This window comes from Hymenobacter canadensis (genome assembly GCF_027359925.1).
In the GTDB taxonomy this organism is placed as follows: Bacteria; Bacteroidota; Bacteroidia; order Cytophagales; family Hymenobacteraceae; genus Hymenobacter; species Hymenobacter canadensis.
The window spans coordinates 4327266-4353576 of sequence record NZ_CP114767.1 but is presented as its reverse complement, the minus strand read 5'-3'; the positions used below and the strand labels follow the sequence as shown (position 1 = coordinate 4353576).

At 61.1% G+C, this 26311-nt stretch carries 23 protein-coding genes, 1 other RNA gene and 1 pseudogene; 11 read left to right on the top strand and 14 right to left on the bottom strand.

The features are described from left to right. Positions 1 to 32: 32 nt before the first annotated feature. Positions 33 to 1007 (bottom strand): annotated as a pseudogene (locus O3303_RS18595) (PLP-dependent cysteine synthase family protein); the annotation flags it as partial. A gap of 300 nt (positions 1008 to 1307) precedes the next feature. On the opposite strand from O3303_RS18595, the gene sucD reads away from it, so the two are divergent. Continuing rightward, a complete protein-coding gene (gene sucD / locus O3303_RS18590) occupies positions 1308 to 2189 on the top strand; it encodes a succinate--CoA ligase subunit alpha (RefSeq protein ID WP_044014134.1) in 882 nt (293 codons plus the stop codon). 70 nt (positions 2190 to 2259) lie between these two features. Here the strand turns inward: sucD and O3303_RS18585 are convergent, their stop codons facing one another. Continuing rightward, entirely contained in the window at positions 2260 to 2889 is a 630-nt protein-coding gene (locus O3303_RS18585; protein ID WP_269559865.1) for a hypothetical protein, read from the bottom strand. A 23-nt stretch (positions 2890 to 2912) separates the two neighbouring features. Next, positions 2913 to 3677, bottom strand: coding sequence for an outer membrane beta-barrel protein (locus O3303_RS18580; protein ID WP_269559864.1), 765 nt, complete (start codon positions 3675 to 3677; stop codon positions 2913 to 2915). A gap of 139 nt (positions 3678 to 3816) precedes the next feature. Here O3303_RS18580 and O3303_RS18575 point away from each other — a divergent pair, with 139 nt between their 5' ends. The 3 genes from O3303_RS18575 to O3303_RS18565 all read left to right on the top strand — a co-directional run bounded on the left by O3303_RS18575 (position 3817) and on the right by O3303_RS18565 (position 6315). Next, on the top strand, positions 3817 to 5211 hold the full coding sequence (locus tag O3303_RS18575) for a mercuric reductase (RefSeq protein WP_269559863.1): 1395 nt from the start codon (positions 3817 to 3819) through the stop codon (positions 5209 to 5211). Between the two features lie 112 nt (positions 5212 to 5323). Continuing rightward, a complete protein-coding gene (locus tag O3303_RS18570) occupies positions 5324 to 5872 on the top strand; it encodes a GNAT family N-acetyltransferase (protein WP_269559862.1) in 549 nt (182 codons plus the stop codon). 20 nt (positions 5873 to 5892) lie between these two features. Further along, complete coding sequence (locus tag O3303_RS18565) at positions 5893 to 6315, top strand: hypothetical protein (protein ID WP_269559861.1); 423 nt, start codon at positions 5893 to 5895, stop codon at positions 6313 to 6315. Between the two features lie 39 nt (positions 6316 to 6354). On the opposite strand, the gene O3303_RS18560 is transcribed toward O3303_RS18565, so the two are convergent. From O3303_RS18560 to radC, 7 genes are all read right to left on the bottom strand, one after another. Then, positions 6355 to 7116: a hypothetical protein gene (locus O3303_RS18560; RefSeq protein ID WP_269559860.1), complete on the bottom strand. Its 762-nt coding sequence runs from the start codon at positions 7114 to 7116 to the stop codon at positions 6355 to 6357. 131 nt (positions 7117 to 7247) lie between these two features. Then, entirely contained in the window at positions 7248 to 8945 is a 1698-nt protein-coding gene (gene rny, locus O3303_RS18555) for a ribonuclease Y (protein ID WP_269559859.1), read from the bottom strand. 133 nt (positions 8946 to 9078) lie between these two features. Further along, positions 9079 to 9369, bottom strand: a complete 291-nt coding sequence (locus O3303_RS18550; RefSeq protein ID WP_044014150.1) for a cell division protein ZapA — start codon at positions 9367 to 9369, stop codon at positions 9079 to 9081. A 36-nt stretch (positions 9370 to 9405) separates the two neighbouring features. Then, positions 9406 to 9702 carry a hypothetical protein gene (locus O3303_RS18545; RefSeq protein ID WP_185887557.1) on the bottom strand — a complete coding sequence of 99 codons (297 nt, stop codon included), beginning with the start codon at positions 9700 to 9702 and terminating at the stop codon, positions 9406 to 9408. Positions 9703 to 9847: 145 nt separating this feature from the next. Beyond that, complete coding sequence (gene pheT / locus O3303_RS18540; protein WP_269559858.1) at positions 9848 to 12283, bottom strand: phenylalanine--tRNA ligase subunit beta; 2436 nt, start codon at positions 12281 to 12283, stop codon at positions 9848 to 9850. A gap of 275 nt (positions 12284 to 12558) precedes the next feature. Then, positions 12559 to 13176, bottom strand: coding sequence for a DUF1684 domain-containing protein (locus O3303_RS18535; protein WP_269559857.1), 618 nt, complete (start codon positions 13174 to 13176; stop codon positions 12559 to 12561). A gap of 244 nt (positions 13177 to 13420) precedes the next feature. After that, on the bottom strand, positions 13421 to 14176 hold the full coding sequence (gene radC, locus O3303_RS18530) for a RadC family protein (RefSeq protein WP_434086407.1): 756 nt from the start codon (positions 14174 to 14176) through the stop codon (positions 13421 to 13423). A gap of 114 nt (positions 14177 to 14290) precedes the next feature. On the opposite strand from radC, the gene O3303_RS18525 reads away from it, so the two are divergent. From O3303_RS18525 to O3303_RS18500, 6 genes are all read left to right on the top strand, one after another. Then, positions 14291 to 15547 (top strand): metallophosphoesterase, encoded by a 1257-nt coding sequence (locus O3303_RS18525; protein WP_269559855.1) that lies wholly within the window; start codon positions 14291 to 14293, stop codon positions 15545 to 15547. A gap of 94 nt (positions 15548 to 15641) precedes the next feature. After that, positions 15642 to 16094 (top strand): hypothetical protein, encoded by a 453-nt coding sequence (locus O3303_RS18520; protein WP_269559854.1) that lies wholly within the window; start codon positions 15642 to 15644, stop codon positions 16092 to 16094. 245 nt (positions 16095 to 16339) lie between these two features. Next, a complete protein-coding gene (locus O3303_RS18515; RefSeq protein ID WP_269559853.1) occupies positions 16340 to 16990 on the top strand; it encodes a hypothetical protein in 651 nt (216 codons plus the stop codon). Positions 16991 to 17177: 187 nt separating this feature from the next. Further along, positions 17178 to 17891, top strand: a complete 714-nt coding sequence (locus O3303_RS18510; protein WP_269559852.1) for a carboxypeptidase-like regulatory domain-containing protein — start codon at positions 17178 to 17180, stop codon at positions 17889 to 17891. 69 nt (positions 17892 to 17960) lie between these two features. Continuing rightward, positions 17961 to 18959: a UV DNA damage repair endonuclease UvsE gene (gene uvsE / locus O3303_RS18505; RefSeq protein WP_269559851.1), complete on the top strand. Its 999-nt coding sequence runs from the start codon at positions 17961 to 17963 to the stop codon at positions 18957 to 18959. Positions 18960 to 19014: 55 nt separating this feature from the next. Next, the gene (locus tag O3303_RS18500; RefSeq protein WP_269559850.1) at positions 19015 to 19347 is read left to right on the top strand and encodes a hypothetical protein; all 333 of its coding nucleotides are present in this window, start codon (positions 19015 to 19017) and stop codon (positions 19345 to 19347) included. A 77-nt stretch (positions 19348 to 19424) separates the two neighbouring features. Here O3303_RS18500 and O3303_RS18495 read toward each other — a convergent pair whose 3' ends face one another. The 4 genes from O3303_RS18495 to O3303_RS18480 all read right to left on the bottom strand — a co-directional run bounded on the left by O3303_RS18495 (position 19425) and on the right by O3303_RS18480 (position 23522). After that, positions 19425 to 19814 (bottom strand): hypothetical protein, encoded by a 390-nt coding sequence (locus tag O3303_RS18495; protein WP_269559849.1) that lies wholly within the window; start codon positions 19812 to 19814, stop codon positions 19425 to 19427. 284 nt (positions 19815 to 20098) lie between these two features. Continuing rightward, positions 20099 to 20623 carry a hypothetical protein gene (locus tag O3303_RS18490; protein ID WP_269559848.1) on the bottom strand — a complete coding sequence of 175 codons (525 nt, stop codon included), beginning with the start codon at positions 20621 to 20623 and terminating at the stop codon, positions 20099 to 20101. Positions 20624 to 20794: 171 nt separating this feature from the next. Next, positions 20795 to 21163: a transfer-messenger RNA gene (ssrA, locus tag O3303_RS18485) on the bottom strand. A gap of 175 nt (positions 21164 to 21338) precedes the next feature. Beyond that, complete coding sequence (locus O3303_RS18480) at positions 21339 to 23522, bottom strand: prolyl oligopeptidase family serine peptidase (RefSeq protein ID WP_269559847.1); 2184 nt, start codon at positions 23520 to 23522, stop codon at positions 21339 to 21341. 308 nt (positions 23523 to 23830) lie between these two features. Between O3303_RS18480 and dnaX the strand changes: the two genes are divergently transcribed. Continuing rightward, entirely contained in the window at positions 23831 to 26053 is a 2223-nt protein-coding gene (gene dnaX / locus O3303_RS18475) for a DNA polymerase III subunit gamma/tau (protein ID WP_269559846.1), read from the top strand. Positions 26054 to 26311 lie beyond the last annotated feature (258 nt).

Here is a 26311-nt window from a genome sequence, read left to right as displayed (position 1 = left end):
AAAACAGGCCGCACAACCCAGAAACAGCCTTATAGCCAGCCCTGAGCACGCATCCAGTCGTCGTTGTATATTTTGCCGAGGTAGCGCGTGCCGTGGTCGGGCAGCACAATCACCATCGTGTCGCCTTCCTGCAGATGCTCGCGGGCGTACTCGAGGGCACCGTGCACGGCCGAGCCGCAGCTCCAGCCCACAAACAGGCCTTCTTCCTTGGCCAGGCGGCGCGTCATGAGAGCAGCGTCCTGGTCGGTAACCTTGATGAACAGGTCAATCAAGTCGAAATCCACGTTTTTCGGCAGAATGTCCTCGCCGATACCTTCCGTCTTGTACGGGTAGATTTCGTTTTCGTCGAAGATGCCGGTTTCCTTGTATTTCTTGAACACCGAGCCGTAGGTGTCGAGGCCTACAGATACGATGGCCGGGTTCTGCTCCTTCAGGTACTTGGCCGTGCCGCAGATGGTGCCGCCCGTGCCTACGCCGCAGGCCAGGTGCGTGATGGTGCCTTCGGTCTGCTTCCACAGCTCTGGGCCGGTGCTCTCGTAGTGCGCCGCCGTGTTCGACATGTTGTCGTACTGGTTGGGGTAGAACGAGTTGGGCGTTTCCTCGCTCAGGCGCTTGGCCACCGAGTAATAGGAGCGCGGATCTTCGGGGGCCACATCCACGGGGCACACCACCACCTGCGCGCCCACGGCCCGCAGAATGTCCTGCTTTTCCTTGCTTTGCTTGTCGCTCATCACGAAGATGCAGCTGTAGCCTTTGGCAATGGCGGCCAGGGCCAAGCCCATGCCGGTGTTGCCGCTGGTGCCTTCGATGATGGTGCCGCCGGGCTTCAGCAAACCGGCTTTTTCGGCGTCTTCCACCATTCTTACGGCCATGCGGTCTTTCACCGAGTTGCCGGGGTTGAAATATTCCACCTTGGCCAGGACAGTGCCTTTGATGCCGTCGGCGACGCGGTTGAGCTTCACCAGCGGCGTGTTGCCGATGGCCTCAACGATATTATTCAGGTACATGGGTGAGCGTGAGAGGTGAGAGGGGAATTTTGGAGAGAGCGGGCCGTAAAGGTACGGATTTCGGCCGGGGCGTTTGCCTGTCATTCCGAGCGAAGCGAGGAATCTGCCTGAGCTGTAAGGCCGTTTAGCTGTAACAAGCGGTTTAGTCCGGGCTGGCTTTTCACTCAGATTCCTCGCTTCGCCCGGAATGACAAGGAGCTTGCCCCGGCCTTAAAAAAGGCTACTTTTGCACACCGGTTGCCCTACGGGCCACCGTACATCCCACCCTCAACCGAATAGCTTCTCTAACTCCCTCTACGAATGAGTGTTCTGGTAAACAAGGATTCTAAAGTGATTGTGCAGGGCTTCACCGGCTCTGAAGGCTCGTTCCACGCGCAGCAGATGATTGAGTACGGCACCAACGTGGTCGGCGGCGTGACGCCCGGCAAAGGCGGCACCATGCACCTCGACCGTCCCGTGTTCAACACCGTGGCCGAAGCCGTAGAGCAGGCCGGCGCCGACACCAGCATCATCTTCGTGCCCCCGGCTTTCGCCGCCGACGCTATTATGGAAGCGGCCGACGCAGGCATCAAGGTGATTGTGACCATCACCGAAGGCATCCCGACCAAGGACATGATTGCGGTGAAGGAGTACCTGAAAGGCCGCGAAGGTCTGCGCATGATCGGGCCGAACTGCCCCGGCGTAATGACCGCCGGCGAGTGCAAAGTGGGCATCATGCCCGGCTTCATCTTCACGAAAGGCAAAATCGGCATCGTCTCCAAGTCGGGTACCCTGACCTACGAAGCGGTTGACCAGCTCACCAAAGCCGGCCTGGGCCAGACCACGGCCATCGGCATCGGCGGCGACCCGATCATCGGCACCACCACCAAAGAAGCGGTGGAAATGCTGATGAACGACCCCGAAACCGAAGGCATCGTGATGATCGGTGAAATCGGTGGTGGCATGGAAGCCGAAGCTGCTCGCTGGATCAAGGAAACCGGCAACAAGAAGCCCGTTGTAGGCTTTATTGCCGGCCAGACCGCGCCTCCCGGCCGCCGCATGGGCCACGCCGGTGCCATCGTTGGCGGTGCCGACGACACGGCTGCTGCTAAAATGGCCATCATGCGCGAGTGCGGCATCCACGTAGTGGATTCGCCCGCCGAAATCGGCGACACCATGCTGCGCGTACTGGGCGGCAAGTAGTCGATTATCGACACCTGATTTTATGGAAAGAGCCCCGGCGCGAGTCGGGGCTCTTTTTTATTGCTTCTGATTAATCTAAATCATCGAAGAAGTCAATGAAGTACGTCGTTTTTTCATTTGCACATACCTCACTAAAAGCTCTTGCAGGTTCGCCAAATTCCTTTTTGAGCTCTTGTTCAATTTCCTCGAAGGAGTAGTCACTCGATATATACTTATCAAGCGGATGCGCATTATCGGCTAAATAAATAACCCGGTTACCACCAAATATGTAAGCTACCTGCCGCATGTACTTGCGCCATTCATTACGATGCAAAGTAGCATCGGTACCATCCGAATTTTGCAGGCAGAACCATTGCCGATAACGATAAGGAGGGTTATGTATCCATATTTTAGAATCGTCGAAGGACAAGTCAAGATCGTAGGGACCTTCAAAATCCATTGACTTGTCTTTGTCTTCGGAAGTGTTAAAATCATAATGATGGGAATCTTCTACTATAGGGAGCCAGAAAGTAGAGGTGCGTATAGAGGCCAATCTATCAGGCCTGTCATGATTCCACTCCAATGCGAAATCCAGCAGAAATTCTTGATTCTTGAGCGGCATAGTGTTCAGCCGTGGAAGAATAATATCAATTATTTCTCTTTGACTTTTGGCTTCAAATGGAATTTGATGATTTGCTATAGAATATAAACTTGTGCCCATAACTAGTTTGGCTACTTTTCGTTTTACTTTCCCCCGCTCTGCCCGCCCACGTTCACCACAATACCCAGCTGGAACACGGAGTTGGCTGCCTTCACGTATTTGCGCGGGATGAGGCCGAAGTTGCTGCCGCTGATGAGCTGCAGCTGCAGTGGGCCCAGCACCTCGATGCGGGTATAGGTGATGGGCTCGAAGAAGATGTTGTACTCGGGGGCGCGGGCCACGCCGTTGAGGCGGAAATCGGTGATTTGCACGTAGCTGGCGCGCATAGCCGTGCCGTAGTTGAAGGGCCAGTCGCGACCGAGGGCGCGGAAGCTTTTCTTTTCCTTGGACGTGTAGTTGGCCTGCAGGAAATACTTGTAGAGCGTGCCCTCACGGCGCTCGGAGGGCAGGTTGGTTTCGCGGCTGTACTCGGTGTACTTGGTGGCCCCGATGCCCACGCCGCCGTAGATTTCCAGCACCCGGCGGTCCTGGCGCAGACGGGTGAAGTAGCCCAGGCCGGCTTCCACGAAGTCGTGGTCTTCGGTCTGGCGGTTGTTTTTGTTGCCGAAGAAGCTCTGCTTCTTGTCGGCGTGCAGGAAGGAGGCCGAGGCCATTACGCCCAGGTGGTCCGTGACGGCGTAGGCGCCCTGCACGGCCGTGTTCTGGCTGAAATTGGTGTGCAGGCCGGCGCTCCACTCACCTTTCTGGGTGAGCAGCGGCACCTGCGGCGGCGGCGGAAAGTACAGCGACGAGCAGCCGGCCAGCAGAGGCAGCAGCAGAATCAGGAACGCGCGAAACAAAGCAGGCATAGACGCAAAGGCAGTGAAAAACCGGTGACAAAACGCCCGGAAACAGGTTTCGTTGTGTAGCCGCGGGCAGGTTAGTTGCGTAGAGCGTACACCATTCGTTTCTTCTCCGGGGTCGCCCCTCCTTCAAACTTCGTGCTTTATGCCCAATACTTCCTACGATGCACTCATTATTGGCTCCGGACAGGCCGGCAACCCATTGGCCACGGCCTTGGCGAAAGCCGGCCAGAAAGTGGTGCTGATCGAGGAAAACAAGCTCGGCGGCTCCTGCATCAACTACGGCTGCTCGCCGGTGAAGGCCATGCTGGCCTCGGCTGAGCGCGCCCACCAGCTGCGCACCGCCGACGAGTACGGCCTGGGCAGCCGGGAGCCCGCCGTGGATATGGCCGCCGTCATTGCTCGCAAAGACGTCATCATCGGCGAGATGCGCGAAGGCGTGCGCAGCAACCTGACCAAGGAAACGGCCGGCATTACGGTGCTGCAGGGCCACGCCACCTTCAGCGGTCCGCGCACGGTGCAGGTGGAGCTGGAAAACGGCAAAATCCAGGAGCTGAAGGCTAAAAAGGTATTCATCAACACCGGCACGCGGGCGGCCATCCCCGAAATCGACGGGCTGGAAGGCCTGCCCTACCTCACCACCACCCAGCTGCTCGACCTGAAGGAGCTGCCCGAGCACCTCGTGATTCTGGGCGGCGGCTACATCGGGCTGGAGTTTGGCCAGCTCTACCGCCGCCTGGGCAGCAAGGTCACCATCGTGGAATCGGCCGGGCAGCTGCTGGAGCGTGAGGACGACGACGTGTGCCAGGCCCTGACCAAGATTCTGGAGGACGAGGGTGTGGACGTGGTGCTGGGCGCCAAAGTGCGCAAAGTCAGCCACCACGATGGCACCTTCACCCTCACAGCCGACACCCACTCCGGCGAGCGGCGCCTGCGCGGCTCGCACCTGCTGGTAGCCACCGGCCGCACGCCCAACACCGACACGCTGGGTTTGGAAGCGGCCGGCATCCAGCTCGACGAGAAAGGCTACATCCAGGTGAATGAGCGTCTGGAAACCAACGTGCGCGGCGTCTACGCCCTCGGCGACGTGCACGGCGGCCCCCAGTTCACCCACATCAGCTACGACGACTACCGCGTGGTGCGCGACGGCCTGCTGCACCGCAAGTGGCGCTCGGCCAAACAGCGGCCCCTACCCTACTGCGTATTCACGGAGCCCCAGCTGGGCCGCATCGGCCTGAATGAGGAGCAGGCCAAAGAGGAAGGCATAGCCTACCGCGTGGCCACCATGCCTGTCAGCACGATAGGCCGCGCCCGCGAAACCGGCCGCACCGCCGGTTTCTGGAAGGTGCTCGTCGGGCCCGACGACCGGCTGCTGGGCGCCACGGTACTGTGCGCCGAGGGCGGCGAAATCATGAGCATGTTTCAGCTGATGATAGCCGGCAAGCTCAAGTACCAGCAGCTGCAGAACATGGTGCTGGCCCACCCCTGCTGGGCCGAAGGGCTGAACAACGTGTTTGCCAAGCTGGACAAGCCGAAGTAGCGGGTGTGGCGCGGACTTTAGTCCGCCGCCCTCGCACATCGGCCATATTGCGCGATTTTCACGGGCGACGGACTGAAGTCCACGCCACATGCAAACAGCCTTTCTACTACAAATGACCACCTTCGCCGAAACGCCCCGCCTGCTGCTGCGCGAGCTGCAGCCCACCGACGCGCCCGGCATGTTCGCGCTGGACTCGGACCCGGAAGTGCAACGCTACGTCGGCAACCGGCCCGTGCAGACGCTGGCCGAAAGCCAGCAAGCCATTGAATTTGTGCGGCGGCAGTACCAGGAAAACGGCATTGGCCGCTGGGCCGTGGAGCTCAAAGCAACCGGCGAATTTCTGGGCTGGGCCGGCCTGAAGCTGATTCGCGAGCCACTCAACGGCCACGTCGATTTCTACGAGGTGGGGTACCGGCTTATCCGGCGGTACTGGGGCCACGGCTACGCTACGGAAGCTGCCCGCGCCTCGGTGGCGTATGGCTTCGGAGAGCTGCGGCAGCCGGTACTCTACGCCATTGCCGACATGCAGAATCTGGCCTCCCGCGCCGTACTGGCGAAAGTCGGGTTTCAGCACCTGGGCGAATTCGAGCACGAGGGCGCGCCCACGGCGTGGCTAGAGGCGCGGGCCGACTCGCAGATGGGCTACCCCAAGCAGCAATAACCATCTTCTCAAACCCAACTATGCGCCTGATTTTATTAGTGGCTACTCTGCTTGCCGCAGCAGGGTGTGAACGTCCGGAGGCCCGCCTAGGCACTGAAGCCACGGATGCTCCCAATACCGCTTCATCCGCTGAGGCGGTCTACGCTGGCACCTACACAGTGCAGGATACTGCCGTCTGTGCGTTGTCTATCATCGTGACAAGGCGTGGTGGCAACGGCTATTTTTACTCGTCCGAAGGAGTCACCGGCAAGGTGGATATCACAAAGGAAGGTATCGAAACCTACTTCACTTTTGTAGGGCTGAAAGGCCAGGAACCCCCAGAAGATATCAGTGCCACATGGCAGGACAGCGTGCTGCTGATACAGAACTACGGCAACTCGATGAACGAATACACCCGGTTCGGCGGCTGCGACGCCAAGTATCTGGAGCTACGCCGACAGTAGCTGGGAAGCCTCGAATTACCAAGATCAGCAAGGCCGTCCTTACGGCTGCCGAAACAACGCCGCCAAGCGGTGTGGCAGAATCCCGACGCCCAGCGCCACGTAGGAGCGCGAGTCCCGTAGCTGCCGGCGCGAGTAGTTGGGGTCGGGTTGTCGCTCATCGTAGCCCATGGTGGCCGAGCCGCCTACCGACAGCTGCAGTTGCACAGGTCGTCGGCCCTGGTACGGGTCGCCGAGGCCGAAACGCATGAGCAGCATCGGCTCGGCGCGCGTGAGCTGGCGCAGGTCGATGGGCTGGCCAACGTCGGTGAGTTGGGTGAAGTACAGCCGCGTGCTGCGGCAGGAGACGCCCAGCGAAAACCGGTTGCTGACCTCGTACAGGGCGTAGGCTTCGCCGAACAGCTTGTTGCAGCGCACGTCAAACTCATGCTGCACCGGCTCACCTAGAAAGATGATCTGCCCGTCGTTGCGGTAGCGGGTCTGGTTGCGGATCTGGCCGACGCCGCCCAGCACGCCCAGCGTCCAGTTGCGCGGGGCCCAGTAGGTGCCGGCCGCCAGCTCATACTGCCGGCCGCGCCAGAAGGTGCTATCACCCGAATCAGTACGGATTCCGAACGCGCCCCGTACCAGCACGTGCTTCAGCGGCGAATACGCCCCCGACGCCTCTCCCCGACTCAGAAACGTGCTGGCCCGCACCTCCGACTCATGCTGCGCCCGGATATCAGGCGCCGCGTTCTGCATCGGCATATACACGGCGCAGCCGGTCAGGCACCAGATTCCGGCAAGCAGTAGTAACGGCTTCATATAGTAACACATATACAGATTCAGCAAGTAAGATACGCGGATTGAAAGTGCATAAAAAAGCCCGCCGCAACAGCTGTTGCGGCGGGCTTTTATTTTCTTGATTGGCACAGGCTGAAGCCTATGCTACACGCTTACTTGGCGTAGGCCACGGCACGCATTTCGCGGATAACCGTGATTTTGATCTGGCCGGGGTACTGCATTTCCTTCTCGATTTTCTGGGAAATTTCGTAGCTCAGCTCCGAAGCGCGCTCGTCCGTCACGTTCTCGGCGTCCACCATCACGCGCAGCTCGCGGCCGGCCTGGATGGCGAAGCACTGGTTTACGCCCTTGAAGCCGTTGGCGGTTTCTTCCAGCTGCTTGAGGCGCTTGATGTAGCTCTCCATCATCTCGCGGCGGGCACCGGGGCGCGAGCCCGAAATGGCGTCGCAGGCCTGCACCAGCGGCGAAATCATGGCCGTCATTTCAATTTCGTCGTGGTGGGCGCCGATGGCGTTTACCACGTCGGGGTGCTCCTTGTACTTCTTGGCCATCTCCATGCCCAGAATTGCGTGGGGCAACTCGGGCTCTTCGGTGCTTACTTTGCCGATGTCGTGGAGCAGGCCGGCGCGCTTGGCTTTCTTCACGTCGAGGCCCATTTCGGCAGCCATGGTGGCGCAGAGGTTGGCGACTTCGCGCGAGTGCTGGAGCAGATTCTGGCCGTAGCTGCTGCGGAAGCGCATGCGGCCCACCATCTTAATCAGCTCGGGGTGCAGGCCATGGATGCCGAGGTCGATGATGGTTTTCTCCCCGATTTCCACGATTTCCTCGTCGATGTTCTTGCGGGTTTTGGCCACAATCTCCTCGATACGAGCCGGGTGAATTCGGCCGTCCTTCACCAGCAGGTGCAAGCTCAGGCGGGCTACCTCGCGGCGCACCGGATCGAAGCCCGAGATGATGATGGCCTCGGGCGTGTCGTCCACGATAATTTCGACACCAGTAGCGGCTTCCAGGGCCCGGATGTTGCGGCCCTCACGACCGATAATCTTGCCCTTGACGTCGTCGCTCTCGATGTTGAACACCGATACGCAGTTCTCGATGGCGTGCTCGGCAGCGGTGCGCTGGATAGTTTCCAGCACCACTTTCTTGGCGTCTTTGGTGGCCGAAAGCTTGGCCTGGGCCACCACGTCCTTGATGTAGGAGCTGGCCTGAATCTGGGCTTCGTTTTTGAGCGACTCCACCAGCTGCTCGCGGGCTTCGGCGGCCGTCAGGCCCGAAATGGCTTCCAGCTGCGTGTTTACCTGCTGCAGCTTTTCGGTTAGCTCCTGGCGGGTTTCGGCCAGCTCGGCTTCTACCTCCTGCTCGCGCTGCTCCAGCTTGGCCAGCTGATTTTCCAAGACGGCCTTGCGCTTTTCCTCCTGCGTTTCCAGCTTCTCGCGCTGCTGCTGCGACTGAGTTTCGATTCGCTCGCGGGTGGCGTCCAGCTCGGTTTCCTTGCGCTGGATCTGCTCCAGCTGACGCTGGGTGGTGTCGGTGAGTTTCTTGATGGCCTGCTCCTGCTCTACCACGGTGGCGCGGCGCTCGGTCAGCTCCTGGTCGAGGGCCAGCTTCTGGCGGCGGCTCTCCTGCTCCCACTCCTGCTTGAGGGTGCGGAACTTGTCTTTCGACTGCTGAATCCGCTCGTCGCGGGTGCGGGTGGCCTGCTGCTCGGCTTCGGCCAGCAGCTGTTGGGCACGGGTTTTAGCTTCGGCTTCGTGGTCCTGGTTGGTTTTGCCAGCCAAGAGGCGCCCCACCACGATGCCGACCACAAGGGCCAGCACGGCGGCTAGAGCAATATAAAGAGTAGTGGACATGGGCTATGATGTTGGAAGAGGAAGAGAAAGCCATACCTCAGTGAACAGGCCACATGTCAAACAACCCCGCTGCGCCGTTTGCGCCACCGGGGTTTCAAGCTGCAGTACTACGCAGGTGCGTCCGTCTGGATCTTCAGACGAGCACCACTCCCGACAGTAGTTCATCGAGGCGCGCAAGGCGCTCGGTCAGAACCGTGTCGGTACCATCTTTTTCCTTACTGACTTTCAGGCGGTCAGCCATCGTGGACAAGGCAATCATGGCCAGCAGATCCTGCTTGTCCTGAATGCCGTATTGCTCGCGAAATTCCTTGATCCGCTCACCCAGCAACCGGCCTGCCATCCGCAGCCGCTCCTCGTCCTGAGGCTCGACGCGCATGGGATAGTCCCGTTCGGCAATGCGGATTTTAATGGATAGTTCGCTCATGGGAGCAGTCGTGGGTGGAGTTTGGGGATGGTCAGGTTACTCCCTCAAATAGGCAAGGCACTTATCTATTTCGCGGATGTATTCGTTGAGGCGCAGTTTCAGCTCGTTGACATTGGCCGGTTCACCGGCTATGGTATTGACAAGTTTAGTGATATTCTCCTGATTGTGGAAATCCTTCAGCTGCCGCTCCCGGTCGCGCACGTCGGCCCGGAGCTGCTGCACGGTGGTTTGGGCATCGGCCAGCTCCTCGCGCAACTGCTGATAGGCAGTCACTAAGGTGTTCACCTGCCGCTCCAGGCGGTCTAGTTGAGCAAGCTGCTGGGAGGAAGCCATTTTTTTGGTTTTGTTTGGGTTGAAGTTAGGCAGCTTGGGTAAATCTTCCGCACCAAACCTTTTGTCATTCCGACGAAGGAGGAATCTGAGTAGAACCGCTTTACCGATTCCATCCAGATTCCTCCTTCGTCGGAATGACAGGCGTTTACTTCCTGATCAGGGCCCCGGCCTGCTGCTCGAACTGCTGGATGAGGCGGTTCATCACCGAGTCGATGGCCTGATCGGTGAGGGTTTGGGTGCTGTCCTGGAGCAGGAAGCTGACCGAGTAGCTCTTCTTGCCTTCGCCCAGGTTGGGGCCTTCGTACACGTCGAACACGTTCACCTGCTGCAGGAGTTTCTTCTCGGTGCGGCGGGCAATCTGCTGGAGCTGATCGAAGGTGACGGTTTTGTCCACCACCACGCTCAGGTCGCGGCGCACTTCCGGGAACTTGGGCAGCTCGCGGGCCGCGAGGCTGTTCTTGTACTTGCGCATCAGCCAGTCCCAGTCCAGCTCGGCGTACCACACCGGCTGGCTCACGTCGAGCTTCTTGAGCCACACGCCCGACACGGCACCGAGCTGCGCTACGGGCTGGTTCTGGGCGAGCAGCGTGAGGCCGCCGGCCAGCTGCGGGTGTTGCACCGGCTGCGAGGTGGGCGCCGGGAAGCCCAGCGCCGCCAGCACCTGCTGCACGGCCCCGGCCAGCTGGTGGAAGCTGCTTTTCTCGGATTTCTGCTGCCAGGTTTCGGACGCGGTGTTGCCGGTCAGGTAGAGCACCAGCTTATTGCGCTCTTCGTAGCTGCCGTCGGGCTTCAGGTGGTAGGTTTTGCCGAATTCGTAGAGCTTCAGGTCGCGCTGGCGGCGGTTGACGTTGTGGCGCACCACTTCCAGGCCGCTGGGCAGTAAGCTGGGGCGCAGCACGTTCAGGTCGGCGCTGTTGAAGTTGAGCAGGCGAACCAGCGTCTCATCAGTCTCGCCTTCCTTCTCGAAGTACAGCGAGTTGGTGATGGAGTTGGTGATGATTTCGGAGAAGCCCTGGCCGCTGAGCAGCCGCGCCGTGTTCTGGCGGATGATTTCGGGGTCGGGATTGGGGAAGCTGGCCAGGTAAGTGGCCGAGTTGTGCGGGCGCAGCGCCACGTGGTTGTAGCCGTATATGCGCAGGATTTCCTCGATGATGTCGGCCTCGCGGGTCACGTCTACCTTGTGCGGCGGCACGCTCAGAATCCACTCGGCGTGGCCGGCTTCGTCGGTCAGCTCCTCGCTGATGAGGATGTCGAGGTCGGTGAGGATCTGGCGGATGCGCTCCGGCGCAATGAACTGGCCCACCAGCTTCTCCACGCGGGGCAGCCGCAGCCGCACCAGCGCGTGCCCGATGGCAGTCGGGTATTCGTCCACGATGGGCGCCACGATGGTAGCGCCAGCCACTTCCTGCAGTAGTAGGGCTGCCCGTTTCAGGGCAATCAGCACCATGTTGGGGTCGGTGCCGCGCTCGAAGCGGAAGGAAGCGTCGGTTTTGAGCTGATGCACTTGGCCGGTTTTGCGCACGGCCGCCGGCTGGAAGTAGGCGCTTTCCAGGAACACGCGGGTGGTGGCCTCGCTCACGCCCGAGGTTTTGCCGCCGAACACGCCGGCCAGCGCCATTGGCGCGCCATTCGCGTCGGCAATAACCAGGTCTTCGGTGCGCAGGGTGCGCTCGGTGCCATCGAGGGTAGTGAACTTCTCACCGGCCTCGGCGCGCTTCACGCGGATGTGGTTGCCGGTAATCTGGTCGGCATCGAAGGCGTGCAGGGGCTGGCCCAGCTCGTGCAGTACGAAATTGGTGACGTCCACCACGTTGTTGATGGGCGAGAGGCCGATGCTGCGCAGGCGGCGCTGCAGCCACTCCGGCGAGGGGCCTACCTGCACTCCTTCCAGCAGCAGGCCGGCGTAGCGCGGGCTGGCTTCGGTGTCCTCAATAGTTACCTTAATGTTCTGCGCGGCCTCAGCGGGGGCTTTGAACTGGCTGAGGTCGGGAAGCTGGCAGGGCTGGCGCAGCAAAGCGCGCAGCTCGCGGGCCACGCCGTAGTGCGAGGCGGCGTCGGCGCGGTTTGGGGTCAGCCCGATTTCGAATACCGAGTCGGAGCCCAGGCCGAAGTAGTCGGCGGCAGGCGTGCCGTTGGGCAGGTCGGTGTCCAGCTCCATGATGCCGGCGTGCGAGGTGCCCAGCCCGATTTCGTCCTCGGCGCAGATCATGCCTTCGGAGGCCGCGCCGCGGATTTTGCTTTTCTTGATTTTGAACGGCTCGCCCTGCGCCGGGTAGAGCATGGCGCCATCCAGGGCCACCACCACTTTGAGGCCGGCGCGCACGTTGGCGGCGCCGCAAACAATCTGGCGCGGCTGGCCGTCGCCCACATCCACGGTAGTAAGGCTTAGCTTGTCGGCGTCGGGGTGCTTTTCGCAGGTGAGCACCGTGCCCAGCACCACGCCGCGCAGGCCGCCCGGAATGCTTTCCAGCTCCTCAATGCCTTCCACTTCCAGCCCGGAGCCCGTCAGGAGCTGGCCGATTTCCTCGGCGGGTTTATCGGTCGGAATCAGGGTGAGGAGCCAGTCGTAGGATATTTTCATGTGGAGTCAATGATTAGGTATTCGCTGATGGCACAGGCGGCCCGGAGTTTCCAGGGCTAAAGCCCTGGGCTAGTCAGCGGCCAGCGTTAAATGCTACATAGCCCAGGGCTTCAGCCCTGGGAGCGTTGGCACCGTTGCGGGTGCGTCAGTTCAGCAAAGGTACGGATTTGATGTAGCGGCCGAAAAGTGTAGCACGGACTTCAGTCCGTAGCTCCATACCATTGCGCAACTTGGTCGGCAGTGCGGGGGAGCTACTGACTGAACTCCGTGCTACATTACTCTTTGTAGGCCTTCTCGCCGGCCGGAATGTCTACGGCCAGGCGGTTGTCCTGGGGCGGGACGGGGCAGGCGAAACCGTCGTTATAGGCGCAGAACGGGTTGTAGGCGGCGTTGAAGTCGAGCACGATTTCGGTATCGCCGGGGGCGGGGCGGGTGGCGTCGAGGTAGCGGCCGCCACCGTAGCTGCCGCGGCCGTTGGTGCGGTCGGTGAAGGGCACGAACAGGGTGGAATCTTTGCCGTCGGCCTTCAGAAATAGCGTCAGTTTGTATTCCTGCTTGCTGAGGATGAAGCTGGCCCGGCCCCAGCGCAGGTACTTGTCGGCTTTGCCGTTGGTGAGGGGCATTTCCACGGTGTCGCGCTGCGCAAACGGCTCCAGCTGCGCCTCAAAGCGGTACGCTTGGTCGGGGACGTAGTATTTCAGGCTGTCGAAGGTGTTGCGCTGCTCCTCGCTGAGCGGCGAGCCTTTCACGAGCCGGAAGCTGTTGTCTTTCTCGGTGCGGGCTTTGCGCAGGCGAGCGGCGTACTGGTCGTCGTTGAAGACGAGGTCCTGCAGGAAATAGCCGATTACAAGTAGCAGGCCGAGGCCGATGAGCAGTTTGGGGTTGATACGCATGGGCGCAAAGGTACTGGCTGCGGAGTGTTTCGTCTTGGCGGGAAGTGTAGAGACGCAATACTTTGCGTCTCGTCGTTGAACGACTGGAGCTGCGCCGGTTAAACAACATCAGCAACGACGAGACGCAAAGTATTGCGTCTCTACATCGTGCCGGCGGTGCTTCGGGGGCGCATCCGACGTTCAACATCAGCAACGACGAGACGCGAGTACGCGTCTCTACAGCGGGCGGGGGGCTTTTCCCGAGCTACAGCATGCCTTCGTCGGCGAAGCTGAAGTAGCCGGCATCGGTGTAGATGAGGTGGTCGAGGATGGGCAGGTCGAGGAACTGGCCGGCATCTTTGAGCTTGCGGGTGAGGGCAATGTCGGCGGCGCTGGGGTTGCGGTTTCCGCTGGGGTGGTTGTGCACCAGAATGACCGACGAGGCCAGCTGCTCCAGCGCCTCCTTGAAAATCAGCTTCGGGTCGGCCACGGTGCCGGCCACCCCGCCGCGGCTGATGCTGACGGTGCGCATCACCACGTTGGCCCGGTTCAGCAGCACCACCCAAAACTCTTCGTGGGGCAGATCCTGCAGGTGGGGCTGCACCACGCGGTAAATGTCGCGGGAGCAGGTGATGGTGGTGCGGGCCGGGGCGTCGGCTTCCTTGCGGCGGCGGCCCAGCTCCAGCGCCGCCATAATGGTAATGGCCTTGGCCTCGCCAATGCCTTTTTGGCGCATCAGCTCTTTCAGCGAGAAGCGGGCCAGGGCGTTGAGGTCGTTCTGGGCGGCGCTCAGCACCAGCTTGGCCACGTCCACGGCCGAGAGCTTGGCGGTGCCAGAGCCCAGCAGAATGGCCAGCAGTTCGGCGTCGGAGAGGGCCGCGCGGCCCTTCTGCATCAGCTTTTCGCGGGGCCGGTCTTCCTCGGCCCAGCTCTTGATACCGAATGACGCGGGGGTTTGGTAAGGCACAGCGGCGGTTTCCGTCGCCGGATTATTTTCAGACAGATTGTCAACGGCTTGCATACGGCACTGAGGTTGCAGGGAGCCGGCAAGTAAAGTAAAAACCCCGTTCTTTCGTCAGCCCTGGCAGGCCGGGCCGGTGAACCAATTCCGGCCGGTCAGGTTTCTACCCCCAATATGCTTCGTTCCCTTTCTGGTATTCTGTTTCTGCTGCTGTTTCTGGCCGCCGAATGGTATGGCTTCCAAGCCGTCCGCACGGCCCTCCACAGCGCTTCCCCCGTCACGCGCAAAACCGCCGACTTCCTCTACTGGCTCCTGACGGTGCTGCTCTGGGGCATTGCCATCTGGGCCATGGCCACCCGGGCCCAGGGCCACGCCCCTTACAAAGCCTACCTGACCAGTATGCTGCTGGGCTTGCTGCTGGCCAAGGTGGTGGTGCTGCTGTTTCTGTTTCCCGAAGACCTGGTGCGCGGCATCCGCACGCTGGCGCAGCGCTTTTCGGGTCAGCCGGCCGGCGCGGCCGGCGCGGGCATTTCGCGGAGTGAGTTTCTGAGCAAAATTGCCCTCGTAACGGCTGCCGTGCCGTTTGTAGCGCTGGCCTGGGGCGTGCTCAAAGGTGCCACCGACTACCGCGTGAAGCGCGTGACGCTGCGCTTCCCCAACCTGCCGGCCTCGTTCGACGGGTTCAAGCTACTGCAGATTTCCGACCTGCACACCGGCAGCTTCGCCTCCACCGAGCCGCTGCAGCGCGCCGTGGCCCTCATCAACCAGCAAAACGCCGACCTGGTGGTGATGACCGGCGACCTAGTCAACAACATTGCTACCGAGGTAGAAGACCACATCGACACGCTGGCCCAGATCCAGAGCAAGCTGCAGAAGCTGTCCATCCTCGGCAACCACGACTACGCCGACTACGTGGACTGGACCGAGCAGGGCGGCGCCGCGGCCAAGGCCGCCAACCTCGACCGGCTCAAGAGCAACCACGCCAAAATCGGCTGGAAGCTGCTGCTGGATGAAGCTCACCATATTGAGCGCGACGGCGAGAAGATTGCCATTCTGGGCATTCAGAACTGGGGCGCGGCCATGCGCTTCCCCAAGTACGGCGACCTGGCCAAGGCCCACGCTGCCGCCGACCCCAGCGCGCCGTTCAAGATTCTGCTCTCCCACGACCCTTCCCACTGGGACGCGCAGGTGCGGCCCGAGTTTCCGGACGTCGACCTGACGCTTTCGGGCCACACCCACGGCATGCAGTTTGGCGTCAATCTGCCCTTCTTCAAGTGGAGCCCCGTGCAGTACGTGTACCGGCAGTGGGCCGGGCTCTACAAGCAGGGCCAGCAGTATCTCTACGTGAACACCGGCCTGGGCTACCTCGGCTACCCCGGCCGGGTGGGCTTCCTGCCCGAAATCACCGTGTTCGAGCTGCGTCGGGCGTAAGCCAAACAAAGCCGGCCACCAGACGCTTTTCTACGCGGCAGCCGGCCGGCAACCGACACGATGTCGGCTGCCGTCACCTTTTTGTATTTCTTGTATGAAGCCTGTTCTTTGGCGCCCGTTGTGGCTGAGTACGGCCATCGGGCTGGCCGGCTGCTACGGCAACACGGTGCCCGGCTCCACATCCTCTGTTGGCAGCTCAGCACCCATCGATACCACGCTGTACGCGCCCGCCGCAAAAGGCCCCCTCACCTACCGGAGCCGGCAGCCCCAACTCGATAAGCCGCTGCCGGCCAAGGTCACGACCGACACGAACGTGGCCGCGCGCATCCGGACGCCCCGCGTGACGCCGTATGTGCCCGCTGCCCGGACGCGCCCGGCGGCCTCTACGCTGCCCGCCACCCGACGTGTGCAGGAAGCTACCGAGCGAGAATTGCAGGCACTGTCGCCGGTAGGCAGGCTGCCGGCGTCGCCCGTTCCTCAGACGGATGTCACGTCCCGGCCACCCGCATCAGCCTCTACCCCGGCCAACCTATCCACCACCGACTAACTACCAGCGCCGGCCGCAGTGCAGCAAAACCACGCCAGCGGGCTACGGCGCGGCTGTGGTGCGGCGGCAGGTAGTGCCTTTACAGAGAATTGAATCAGGAGAGGAATGAGGCGTTACCGGATCAGGGAGTCCGGGTAAGGAGGTGTAGCTATGGCCGGCCGCAACTGAATTTCAGGCGGACCCGTATACGCGCCATTGGATTTTTCCTACCCTACTCTCTCCCTTTTCCACAATCCCTCTCTGTCATGAAAAAGACCCTTTTCCTGCTCTCTGCTGCGGCTGCCTTCACCATGGCTTCGTGCTCCGACAACAAAACCACCGAAACGGCCACCACCACCGATGGCATGACGACGACCACGACGACGACCACCACGTCGTATTCGGACGACGCCATTCAGCAGCGCGCCGACCGGATTGCTGCCGCTATGGCCGCTAAAATGAAGTTCGACGATGCCACCCGCGAAAAGGTGCGCACCGTGTACATCAACCGGGGCAAGCGCCTCGGCGAGCTGCAGACCCAGTACGCCACCGACACCACCGGCATGGCCGCCGCTATGCGCACTGCCTACATGGATGCCGACACGGAGATGAAGTCGGTGTTCACCGACCCCACCCAGTACTCGGCCTACGAAACCAGCCGCATGGAGTACCGCGACGATATGTACATGGATGACATGAGCAGCACGTCGGACATGAGCACCGATGCTTCGGCCTCGAATAGCTCAATGAGCATGGAGGAAGGCAAAACCAAAGGTGCCGACGGCAGCAAGGTGAAGGTGTCGGCCGACGGCGACGTAAAAATCAAAGACGCAGAAGGCAACAAGATGAAAGTTGACGGTGACGACGGCACGATGAAAGCCAAAACCGAAGACGGCGACAAAACCAAAGTAGAGTAGTCGCCCGCCGGGAGGCTCCGGCTGCCCCGGGCAACCTGCTAAAGATCCGCACTGCTCGTCGGTGCGGATCTTTATTTTGTCGGTTCCAGATTCCTGACCGCCGAAAACGCCCGGACCTGCAACGGTCCGGGCTTTTTTTGGCTCTGTTGTTGGCTACCTTGCCGGTTGCTGGCCTTATTTCTGGTTGATGAGCTTTCTGATTGTGTGTTTGCGCAGCCTGCTGCGGTTTTGTTTGCTGCCGAAGGCGTTTGGGCGTCTGCTGGCAGGCAGCCTGGGGCTGATCCTGTTGCTGCTTATGTCGGGTACTGCGGCCGCCCAGGTGCGGGTGTCGGGCTCGGTGCTGGAGGCCGGCACGAGCCGCAGCATTCCGGGCGCGGCCATTATCGTGCAGGGCACCGGCCGCGGCGCCATCGCCGATCAGGAAGGCGACTTCCGGCTGGATGTCAGCAACCGCGACACGCTGGTATTCCGGGCTCTGGGCTTCCGGACTCGCCGCATACCGCTGGGCGGCACGGGTCTTTCGCAGCTGGTGATGCAGGTGATGATGGTGCGCGACAGTGTGCTGCTGGGCGAAGTCCGCGTGACCGAAGGGCGCCCCGACCGCGCCGCCATCAACCGGGCCCTGCGCAATATTAACCGCCCCAGCACTGCCCCTGCCAGCGCCGCGAAACGCCCACCGGCGCCCCGGCCGCTGTTTCCAGTAGACACTATTGCGCCCCGGGCGGTGGCCCCCACTCTGGCCAGCCCCGTCAGCCTCATCTACGAGCAGTTTTCGCGCGCCGGCCAGGAGCGGCGCAAGATGGAGGAAATCCGGGCCCAGGAAGCCGCCGAGCAGGCCCGCAAAGCCCGCCTGAAGTACAACAAAAACTTCAAGGACAACCGCGGCTATGAGGTGAGGTAAAACAGCAGGTGGTATGGCAGGACTTGTCATGCCGTCAACCCGCCCACCTGCCCTACCGTAAGCCCGAAGATGAAAATCGGTTATCCGTGCATGAATAACTCGCTGGATTGCACTTCAGCGTCCACGTTCCGGCTGGCTTCTTATTACGAAGAGCGGTTGGTGCAGACCGTGGCATCTAATTTGGCCTGTTTGCGACGCATTCTGGAGTACAACGTGGCGCACGGCCTGCTGTTCTTCCGCATCGGCTCCGACATCGTGCCGTTTGCCTCGCACGCCGTCAATACCTTTCCCTGGCAAACCCACTTTGCCGCTGAATTCCGCGCCCTCGGCGACTATATCAAAGCCCACGGGATGCGCATCTCGCTGCACCCTGACCAGTTTGTGGTGCTCAATTCGCCCAACCCCGACATCGTGCAGCGCAGCATTGCCGAGCTGGTGTACCAGGGCTCGATGCTGGATCTGATGGGCCTCGACAGTACCGCCAAGCTGCAGATTCACTTGGGCGGCCTCTACGGCGACCGGGAAGCGGCCATTGCCCGTTTCATTGCGGTGTGGCACACGCTGCCGCCTGCGGTGCAGATACGGGTGGTGGTCGAAAACGACGACCGGCTTTTCAGCCTGCAGGACTGCCTGCAACTGCACGCCGCCACTGGCTTGCCCATTCTGTTCGACAACTTCCATCACGAGTGCCTCAACCACGGCGAGCCCATGGCCGAAGCCCTGCGCCTGGCCGCCGCCACCTGGCACCCCACCCGCGACGGCGTGATGATGATGGACTACAGCTCCCAGGCCCGGGGCGAGCGGAAAGGCAAGCACGTAAGTGCCATGGAAGAAGACCTGTTCCAGGATTTTCTGCAGCAGCTACAGGGTCTGGATGTAGACATCATGCTGGAAATAAAGGACAAGGAAGCCAGCGCCCATCGGGCGTGTAGCATTTTGCGCAACTTGGCTCTGGTGCCGGCGGCCCCTGCCGGCTACGTGCCCCCAATCTTTCCGGAAGCAGGCCAGCCAGTTGCCGCCAAATCCCGTAAACCACGCAAGTCGGCTGCGGCCGGACCGGCCGGTTAATTTCCGGTAGGCCGGCGCGGCTGCTTTATCTTTCATCGTCACCGTTTCATTCATCATGGCCAACGACCTGCTTAACGCCACTGTCCATTCCCTGAAAAACGGCCTTACGGGCATTCCCGTCAGCGCCGCCATCGACAACACCGAAACCTGGCAGCAGCAATTGCTGCAAAGCGGCGAGCCCGCTTTGCAGGACATCGGCCGCGAAATTGGCAATCTGCAATCGTTGCTGAGCAGCGGTTCGCTGGATGGCACCGCCATTGGCCGCTCGCTCAGCATGCTGGGCGCCCAAACCAACCAGGCCGCCGCCACTGCCCCCGCCGACCTGCAGGCCGGCCTGCGCGACCTCGGCGACCTGCTACTGCAGTCCGGCGGCAAGTTGGAAGGATAGTTTCGGCGTGACTTCCGATAACAAGAAAGGCCGCTCCTGTTCGGGAGCGGCCTTTTTTGTTGCTAAATGCTTGTTGTCTAACGCTGCGGGGGCACCGTGGTAGTGGTGGTGTTCGTGCGGCGCGTGTTAGTGCGCTGGCGACGCGTAGCGGCGGGATTCGGAACCGTGGTGGTGCGCTGGTTCATAGCTGGGTCCTGCATGGTAGCAGGCTGCTGCATGACCGGACGGTCCGTTACGATGGTGCCCGTGCCCATCTGGCCGGGAACGGTAGTGCCGGTTCCCATCTGGGTAGGGCTTGTGGTAGTAGGCGTGCGCTGGTCGAGGGTGCCGGGGTTCGATGGCGTGGCCGGCGATACTGTGGTCTGGTTCATGGTGCCGCCGCGTTGCGGTACCGAAGGAGATACTTGAGCCGAAGCAGCTACAGCAGTGGAAAGCAGAAGGGCGGCGAAAAGCAAAGACTTTTTCATAATCAGGAAAGACAAAACAAGTGGGATAAGTAGGCACCGGCAGATGTGCGGTAGCCTCTGCATCCTCATACGGCTAGCCAGCTGCACCGACTCGATTTTACTCACTTATTTCTTGTTCATAATTCTGACATTCAGCATTTTATATATAAAATTCCAGTGTTATAAGCTGGTAGCAAATGGCCTTTACGACCTAAAATCGAAGCCGGCATAACTGCCGCAAAACAAAAAAGTCCAGCCGTAAAGCCAGACTTTGTTTCTGCAGTATGCATGGCCTGAAAGACGCTTTATACTGCTTGGTTGCGAGGCTGCTGCTCGGCCTGAAACTGCGCCAGCAACGAAGGACTGGCCAGAAGCAGCGTGGCATAACCTTTGGGCATCTCGGAGTATTGCAGGCGCAGCTGCGGATTTTGCCAGTATTGGCCGGAAGCCGTGGCGGCGGGGCCGTAAGCTTTGGCCAGCAATGCTTGAATACCCCGGCAGTTGGCCTCGCCCAGCACCCGCACCTCGATGCAGCAAAGCTGGTCTTTGTAGAAGCCGTAGCTGATGCCGGTGATGCGGTAGCCGCCCAGCGTCAGGGTTTCGTCGGAGCGGCTGAAATAGCTGATGGCTGATGGCGCACCTAAGCGCTGCTCGGGCACCAGATTGCGGAACTGCTGCCGAGGCATGCCCAACCAGGTGGCGTGCAGCGCAGCCGGCAGTTTGGAGATGCGGAACTGAGGAATGCGCGGCTCAGCAGCTACCGGAGGCCGGGCGGCCTCAGCGGCGAACGTGCATAACAGCAGCAACAGGTAGGTCAGCCCATGTTTCATAGCCTCAGCAAGATAACAAAGCCCGCAGAATTTCTGGCTATCGGCTCCTATTTGACGCAACTTTTTGGTGAAACTGGTGTCAGGCCACGGAATTTGCTGCTCTCATCAGGCTGTGGACAGAAATGTTGGCTGAAAATAAAAAACCCGCCCTGCAAGATGCAGAGCGGGTTTCAGTGGAGCCGCAGGGATTCGAACCCTGGTCCAGACAAGGAAGGCGTCGAGCTTTCTACGTGTGTATCTATGCTTGAATTTTCGAGAGAAACCAGGCGCACATCAGGCCCTTGATTTCCCCTTATCTGTTTGAGTTTCGCGCAGGCGTCACAGCGCCACCTACACTATCCTAACTCTTACGACGCCCCGAACTCACCCGTGAGAAGGAATACGGGTGCGGGACGATGACAGTGCTTAGTTCTAAACTAGGCAGCCATGGCGTAGCTATACTCGCCAGTTGTGTTTTGGACGGCTTTTTTGCGGGAGATTCATCCAACTCCCGACACGCTTACTCGCGACATGCACTAGCTGTCAATTCCGGTCGGCCCCAGATTAGAAAGAACGATACCCGCCACGAATAGCGGGGTGCGAATGTACGCACATCAGCCGGTAAACGTTGCCTACGGCTGAAAATGTTCCCGTTTGCCATTCCGAACGGAGCGAGGAATCTGTGGTAAAATCCAGAAGTCGAATCCAGATTTCTCACTCCGTTCGGAATGACATCCTATTTCACGGCTACTTTATCCGGCTGGAACGCTGGGGCACCGGTTTGCCAAAGCCCAAACGCCATGAGGTCGGCAATGCTTTCGAACTGCTTGAGGCGGGAATCGCCCATGCCGTGGCCGGCCTCGTAATCGGTGAAGAACAGAACGGGCTTGCTGCCGGCGTTGCTGGCTTGCAGACGGGCGGCAAACTTGGCCGGTTGCCAGGCAATGACGCGCGGGTCGTTGAAGCCGGCCGTGACGAGGGTGGCGGGGTACTGGGTGCCGAGCTTGAGGTGGTGGTAGGCGTCCATTTCCAGCAGCGCCTTGGCCTCGTCCTCCTTGGTCATCGTGCCGAACTCGGGCACGTTGACGGGGCCGTTGGGCGAGTTTTCCATGCGTACGGCGTTCAGGCAGCCCACTTCCGGAATGGCGACGGCAAACAGGTCGGGCCGCTCGGTCATGGCCCTACCGATGAGGATGCCGCCGGCGCTGCCGCCGTTGATGGCAATTTTTCCGGGCGCGGTGTAGTTGTTCTTGGTCAGGTACTCGGCGCAGGCAATGAGGTCTTTCCAGGTGTTGGGCTTGGTGGTTTTCTGGCCGGCCTTGTGCCAGGCCTCGCCCAACTCGCCGCCGCCGCGCACATGGGGCACGGCCAGCACGCCGCCCTGCTGCGTCCAGAGCAGGAACGGAGGCATAAACGTGGGCTCCATCGAAACGGAGTAGGCCCCGTAGCCTACCATGAGCGTGGGCGCCGCCCCGTCGCGCTTCAAGCCCTTTTTATACACCAACGACAGTGGTACCTGCACTCCATCGTGCGAGGGCACCAGCACTTCTTCCACCACCAGCCCGGTAAACTCCGGGTACTGCGCTTCCGACGACAACGGCTCCGGCGTGAACTGCCGGCTGGCCGGGCTGTAGCGGTAGCGTTGCCGGTCGGTGGTCCAGCCGCCCAGCGTCACCCACACGTCCGATGACTGCGCATTTTTGCTGGTCAGCTCAATCCGGCCGGCCGGCTGGGGCAGCTTCAGCTCCTGCGCGGCCTTCGAGCCCCGGGGCACGAAATACAGCCGGGCCTCCACCCCATTACGGCTACGCACGAAGTACACACCGTCTTTGGTGGATTTCAGCTGCTCGTCCATAATCGACTCGTCGGCGCTTTCGGGTACCAGCACTTCGGCCGTGGCTACGTTGGGCCGGGCGGCGGGCATGCGCATGAGCTTCTGGCGGGGCGTGTTGCGAGACGTCACGAAGTAGATGTGCTGCTCGTCGGTCACGAAGTTGGTGACTTCATCGGCGGGCCGAAACAGGGGTTGCCACGGGATATTGGGCTTGGTGAGGGCCGCTGCCGGGGCGAAGAACACGTTTATATAGCGGTCCACGGAGTACAGGAACCCGTAGGCCAGCTTGGTGTCCCGGTCGATGCCCGCGTAGGGGTAGTCGGAGGGCTTGATGCCGAGCTTGGGGTAAAGCTGATTGGAGAAGATGGGCTGATCCTGGGCCACGGGCGTGCCCAGGCGGTGCAGGCGGCACTGGGTGTTCTGGCGGGCGGCCATGTCCTTCAGGTCGCCGTTGTTGTAGGGCAGATAGGCCAGGGTCTGGTTGTCGGGCAGCCACTCGCCGCCGCCGCGGTTTAGCGGAATCTGCTCGGGGTAGAGCTTGCGGGTTTTCACGTCGATAATCAGCGTGCGGCCCAGCTCGGTGCCCTTCTCACTCACTCCAAACGACACCTTAGAGCCATCGGGGCTGGGCGCGAAGCCGTTGATGTTGTACACCTTGCCCGGCTCGAAGCTTTCGGGGTCGAAGAGCAGCACTTCCGCACCCTTGTACCCGTCGCGGCAGTAGAGCTTGGGCTGCTGGTCCTGGGGGCGGGATTTGTAGTAGAAGTACCGGTCGTTGTCGGCCACGCGCAGGTCCGATACGCGGGCGGCCTTGCGCTTGTCGATGGCCACCATCTGGTCGATGAGGCCCTGCCGGCCCGGAATAGCATCAAGGGTGCGGCGGGCGTACTCGCTCTGGGCCTTCATCCAGGAAGCCACGGCGGGGTCCTGCAGGTTCTCCAGGTTGCGGTACGGGTCGTCCACCTTCACCCCGAAATAGGTGTCGGAGGCGGCTTTCGCGGGGGCAGCGGGCACGGAAGGCTGGGCAATGGCAGCGGTGGCCAACAGCAGGCCGCCCAGCAGCGGCAACAGAACGGGGTGTTTCATGAGCGAGGCGAATAGAGGAAACGAAACTGACAGCCGAACCTTCACCGTTGGGGCCGGCTGCATTGCCCCAAGTCGAACACATACAGCTTGTTGCCACTTCACAGGCAGCAAGCAAAGCATCTGCCGACACGGGTGGAAGCCAGCCAAATGACGGCGCACAAATAGAAAATAAATTCTATTAAATATAATCATAATCACATCATCATGTGGTTATTCTGCTGGCCGAAATCAGGCGGGAAATCCGGCAACCGAGAGCGGCAAACGGGCGGAATCGGGCGGGCGGTTGCGTATCTTTGCCCCTAGCTCGTATGGAAAATTTTGTTGTTTCGGCCCGTAAGTACCGCCCGGCCACGTTTCGCAGCGTGGTGGGGCAGCAGCACGTTACCACCACCCTGCAGAACGCCATTGCCAGCCAGCATCTGGCCCAGGCGTTTCTGTTCTGCGGCCCCCGGGGCGTGGGCAAAACCACCTGCGCCCGGATCCTGGCCAAAACCATCAACTGCGAGTTTGTAGAAGAGCACGTGCGCAAAAGCCGGCCGGTTTCCGAGCTGATTCAGCAGCAGCCCGACATCGTGCCCGACGCGCTGCTCAGTGCCGCCGACCCCGACAATACGCCCTTCGATCTGGAAGCCTGCGGCAAATGCTCGTCGTGCCGGGCCTTCCAGGAAAACGCTTCGTTCAACGTCCACGAGCTGGATGCGGCCTCCAATAACTCCGTCGAGGACATCCGCAGTTTGGTGGAGCAGGTGCGCTACGCGCCGCAGCAGGGCCGCTTCAAGGTGTACATCATCGACGAAGTGCACATGCTCTCGAATGCGGCCTTCAACGCCTTCCTCAAGACGCTGGAGGAGCCGCCGAGCTACGCCATCTTCATCCTGGCTACCACCGAGCGACACAAGATTATTCCGACCATCCTGTCGCGGTGTCAGATTTTCGACTTCAACCGCATCAAGGTGGACGACATGCGCAACCACCTGCGCTACGTGGCCACCCAGGAGCAGATTCAGGCCGAAGACGACGCCCTGCACCTACTGGCCCAAAAGGCTGATGGCGGCCTGCGCGACGCCCTGAGCATGTTCGACCAGATGGTGACCTTCTCGGGCCACAATCTGCGCTATCAGGACGTGGTGCAGAACCTGCACATTCTGGACTACGAGTACTATTTCCGGCTGATTGACGCCCTGCTGACCGAAAACCTGTCGGCCACGCTGCTCTTGCTGGATGAGGTGATGCAGCAGGGCTTCGATCTGCACAACTTTGTGGTGGGCGCGGCCGAGCACCTGCGCGGGCTGCTGGTGTGCAAAGACTCCGTGACGGTGCAGCTGCTGGAGGTGTCCGACAACATCCGGGCGCGCTACGTGCAGCAGGCTCAGGATGCGCCCCTGCCTTTCCTGCTCTCGGCCCTGAACCTGGTGAGCCTCTGCGACCGGGAATTCAAACAGGCTAAAAACCAGCGCCTGCACGTGGAGCTCACGCTCATGAAGCTGGCCTACCTCAACAGCGCCGTGCAGTTTGCCCGCGACCTGCAAGGCGGCGTGGCCATCCCAGCCGCCAACGGCGAGGTGAAAAAAAAAAGTAGCGTAACGAGTAGCGTAACGCCTGCTCCGGCCGCCACCGCGCCAGTTGCGGCAGCTGTGTCGCCGGCTCCGGCCGCTCCAACAGCCGCCAACGGCCAGCTCGTAGCCGACGGCACCGCCGAAACGCCAGCCGCTTATGGTCGCTCCAACGGCTATGTCGCACCCGCTCCAGCGCCACTGGCAGCCAACAGCCAGCCACGAGTAGAAGATAGCCAACTAGCCCACGCCCCAGCTGACCCCGAGCCTATTGTGCCGGTGGAAAGCGGCGTGGAAGAGCTGCACGACACACCCAGCATCGAGGACGAAACGGCCACCCAGGTGCCCACCACCCGGCAGCTGCGCGACACCGTACCGCACGTGGAAATCGGGGCACCCAGCATTGCCGGCCACGAGCCGGGCCAGATGGCCGTAACGGCCGCGCCCATGCCTCCGCCCCGCCCCGGGATGCCGCCGGCCGGCATACCCCTGGGCCTCGGCACCAAGCTCCCCGGTTTGGGCAGCCTGAGCGCCATGAAGGCCCAGATGGAGCAGAAGGCCGCCGCCGGCAAAGCCGCCACCGACGCCGAGCCCAGCGGCCCCGTTACTGGTCTTCCAGTTATCAACGACGAGGTACTGCAGCGCGTGTGGAAAGAGCTGACCGAGGAGCGCAAGCCCGTCAGCATGATGCACTACAGCCTGCTCAACCGCCCGGTGCAGGCCAACGAGCAGCACATGATTCTGCTGCGCGTCGACAACCCGGTGCAGGAAGACCTGTTCAATGAGCTGCGGGCCGAGTTCCTGGGCGAGCTGCGCCGCCGCTCCGGCTACCCGCGCCTGAACGTGACGGTGGAAATAGTGGAACGGGTGGAAACCGGCCGCAAGCTCTACACCTCCACCGACAAGATGGACTACCTGATGGAGAAGTATCCGATGCTGGGCGAGATGAAGCAGAAGCTCGGCCTCGACGTCGACTAAATTACGGATTCTGTGGCCAGCGTAGTGTAGCGCGCAGCTCTTTCTTCACGTATCGTTGAACGGTGTTCGTTACCATTAGCAGCGGGAATTACTGGCGTAGCAGCCAGTAGCGAGGTACCGAGCAAAAGCTTCTCGTTACCGCGCACCGTTCCCAAAATCCGACCAATCCAATCAATCCGGAGCAATCCGTGATTCTCATAAGCATTTTTTCGCACTTCGCGCCGGAAGGGCTGCGGCGGAGCTTTTTATTCCCGGGGG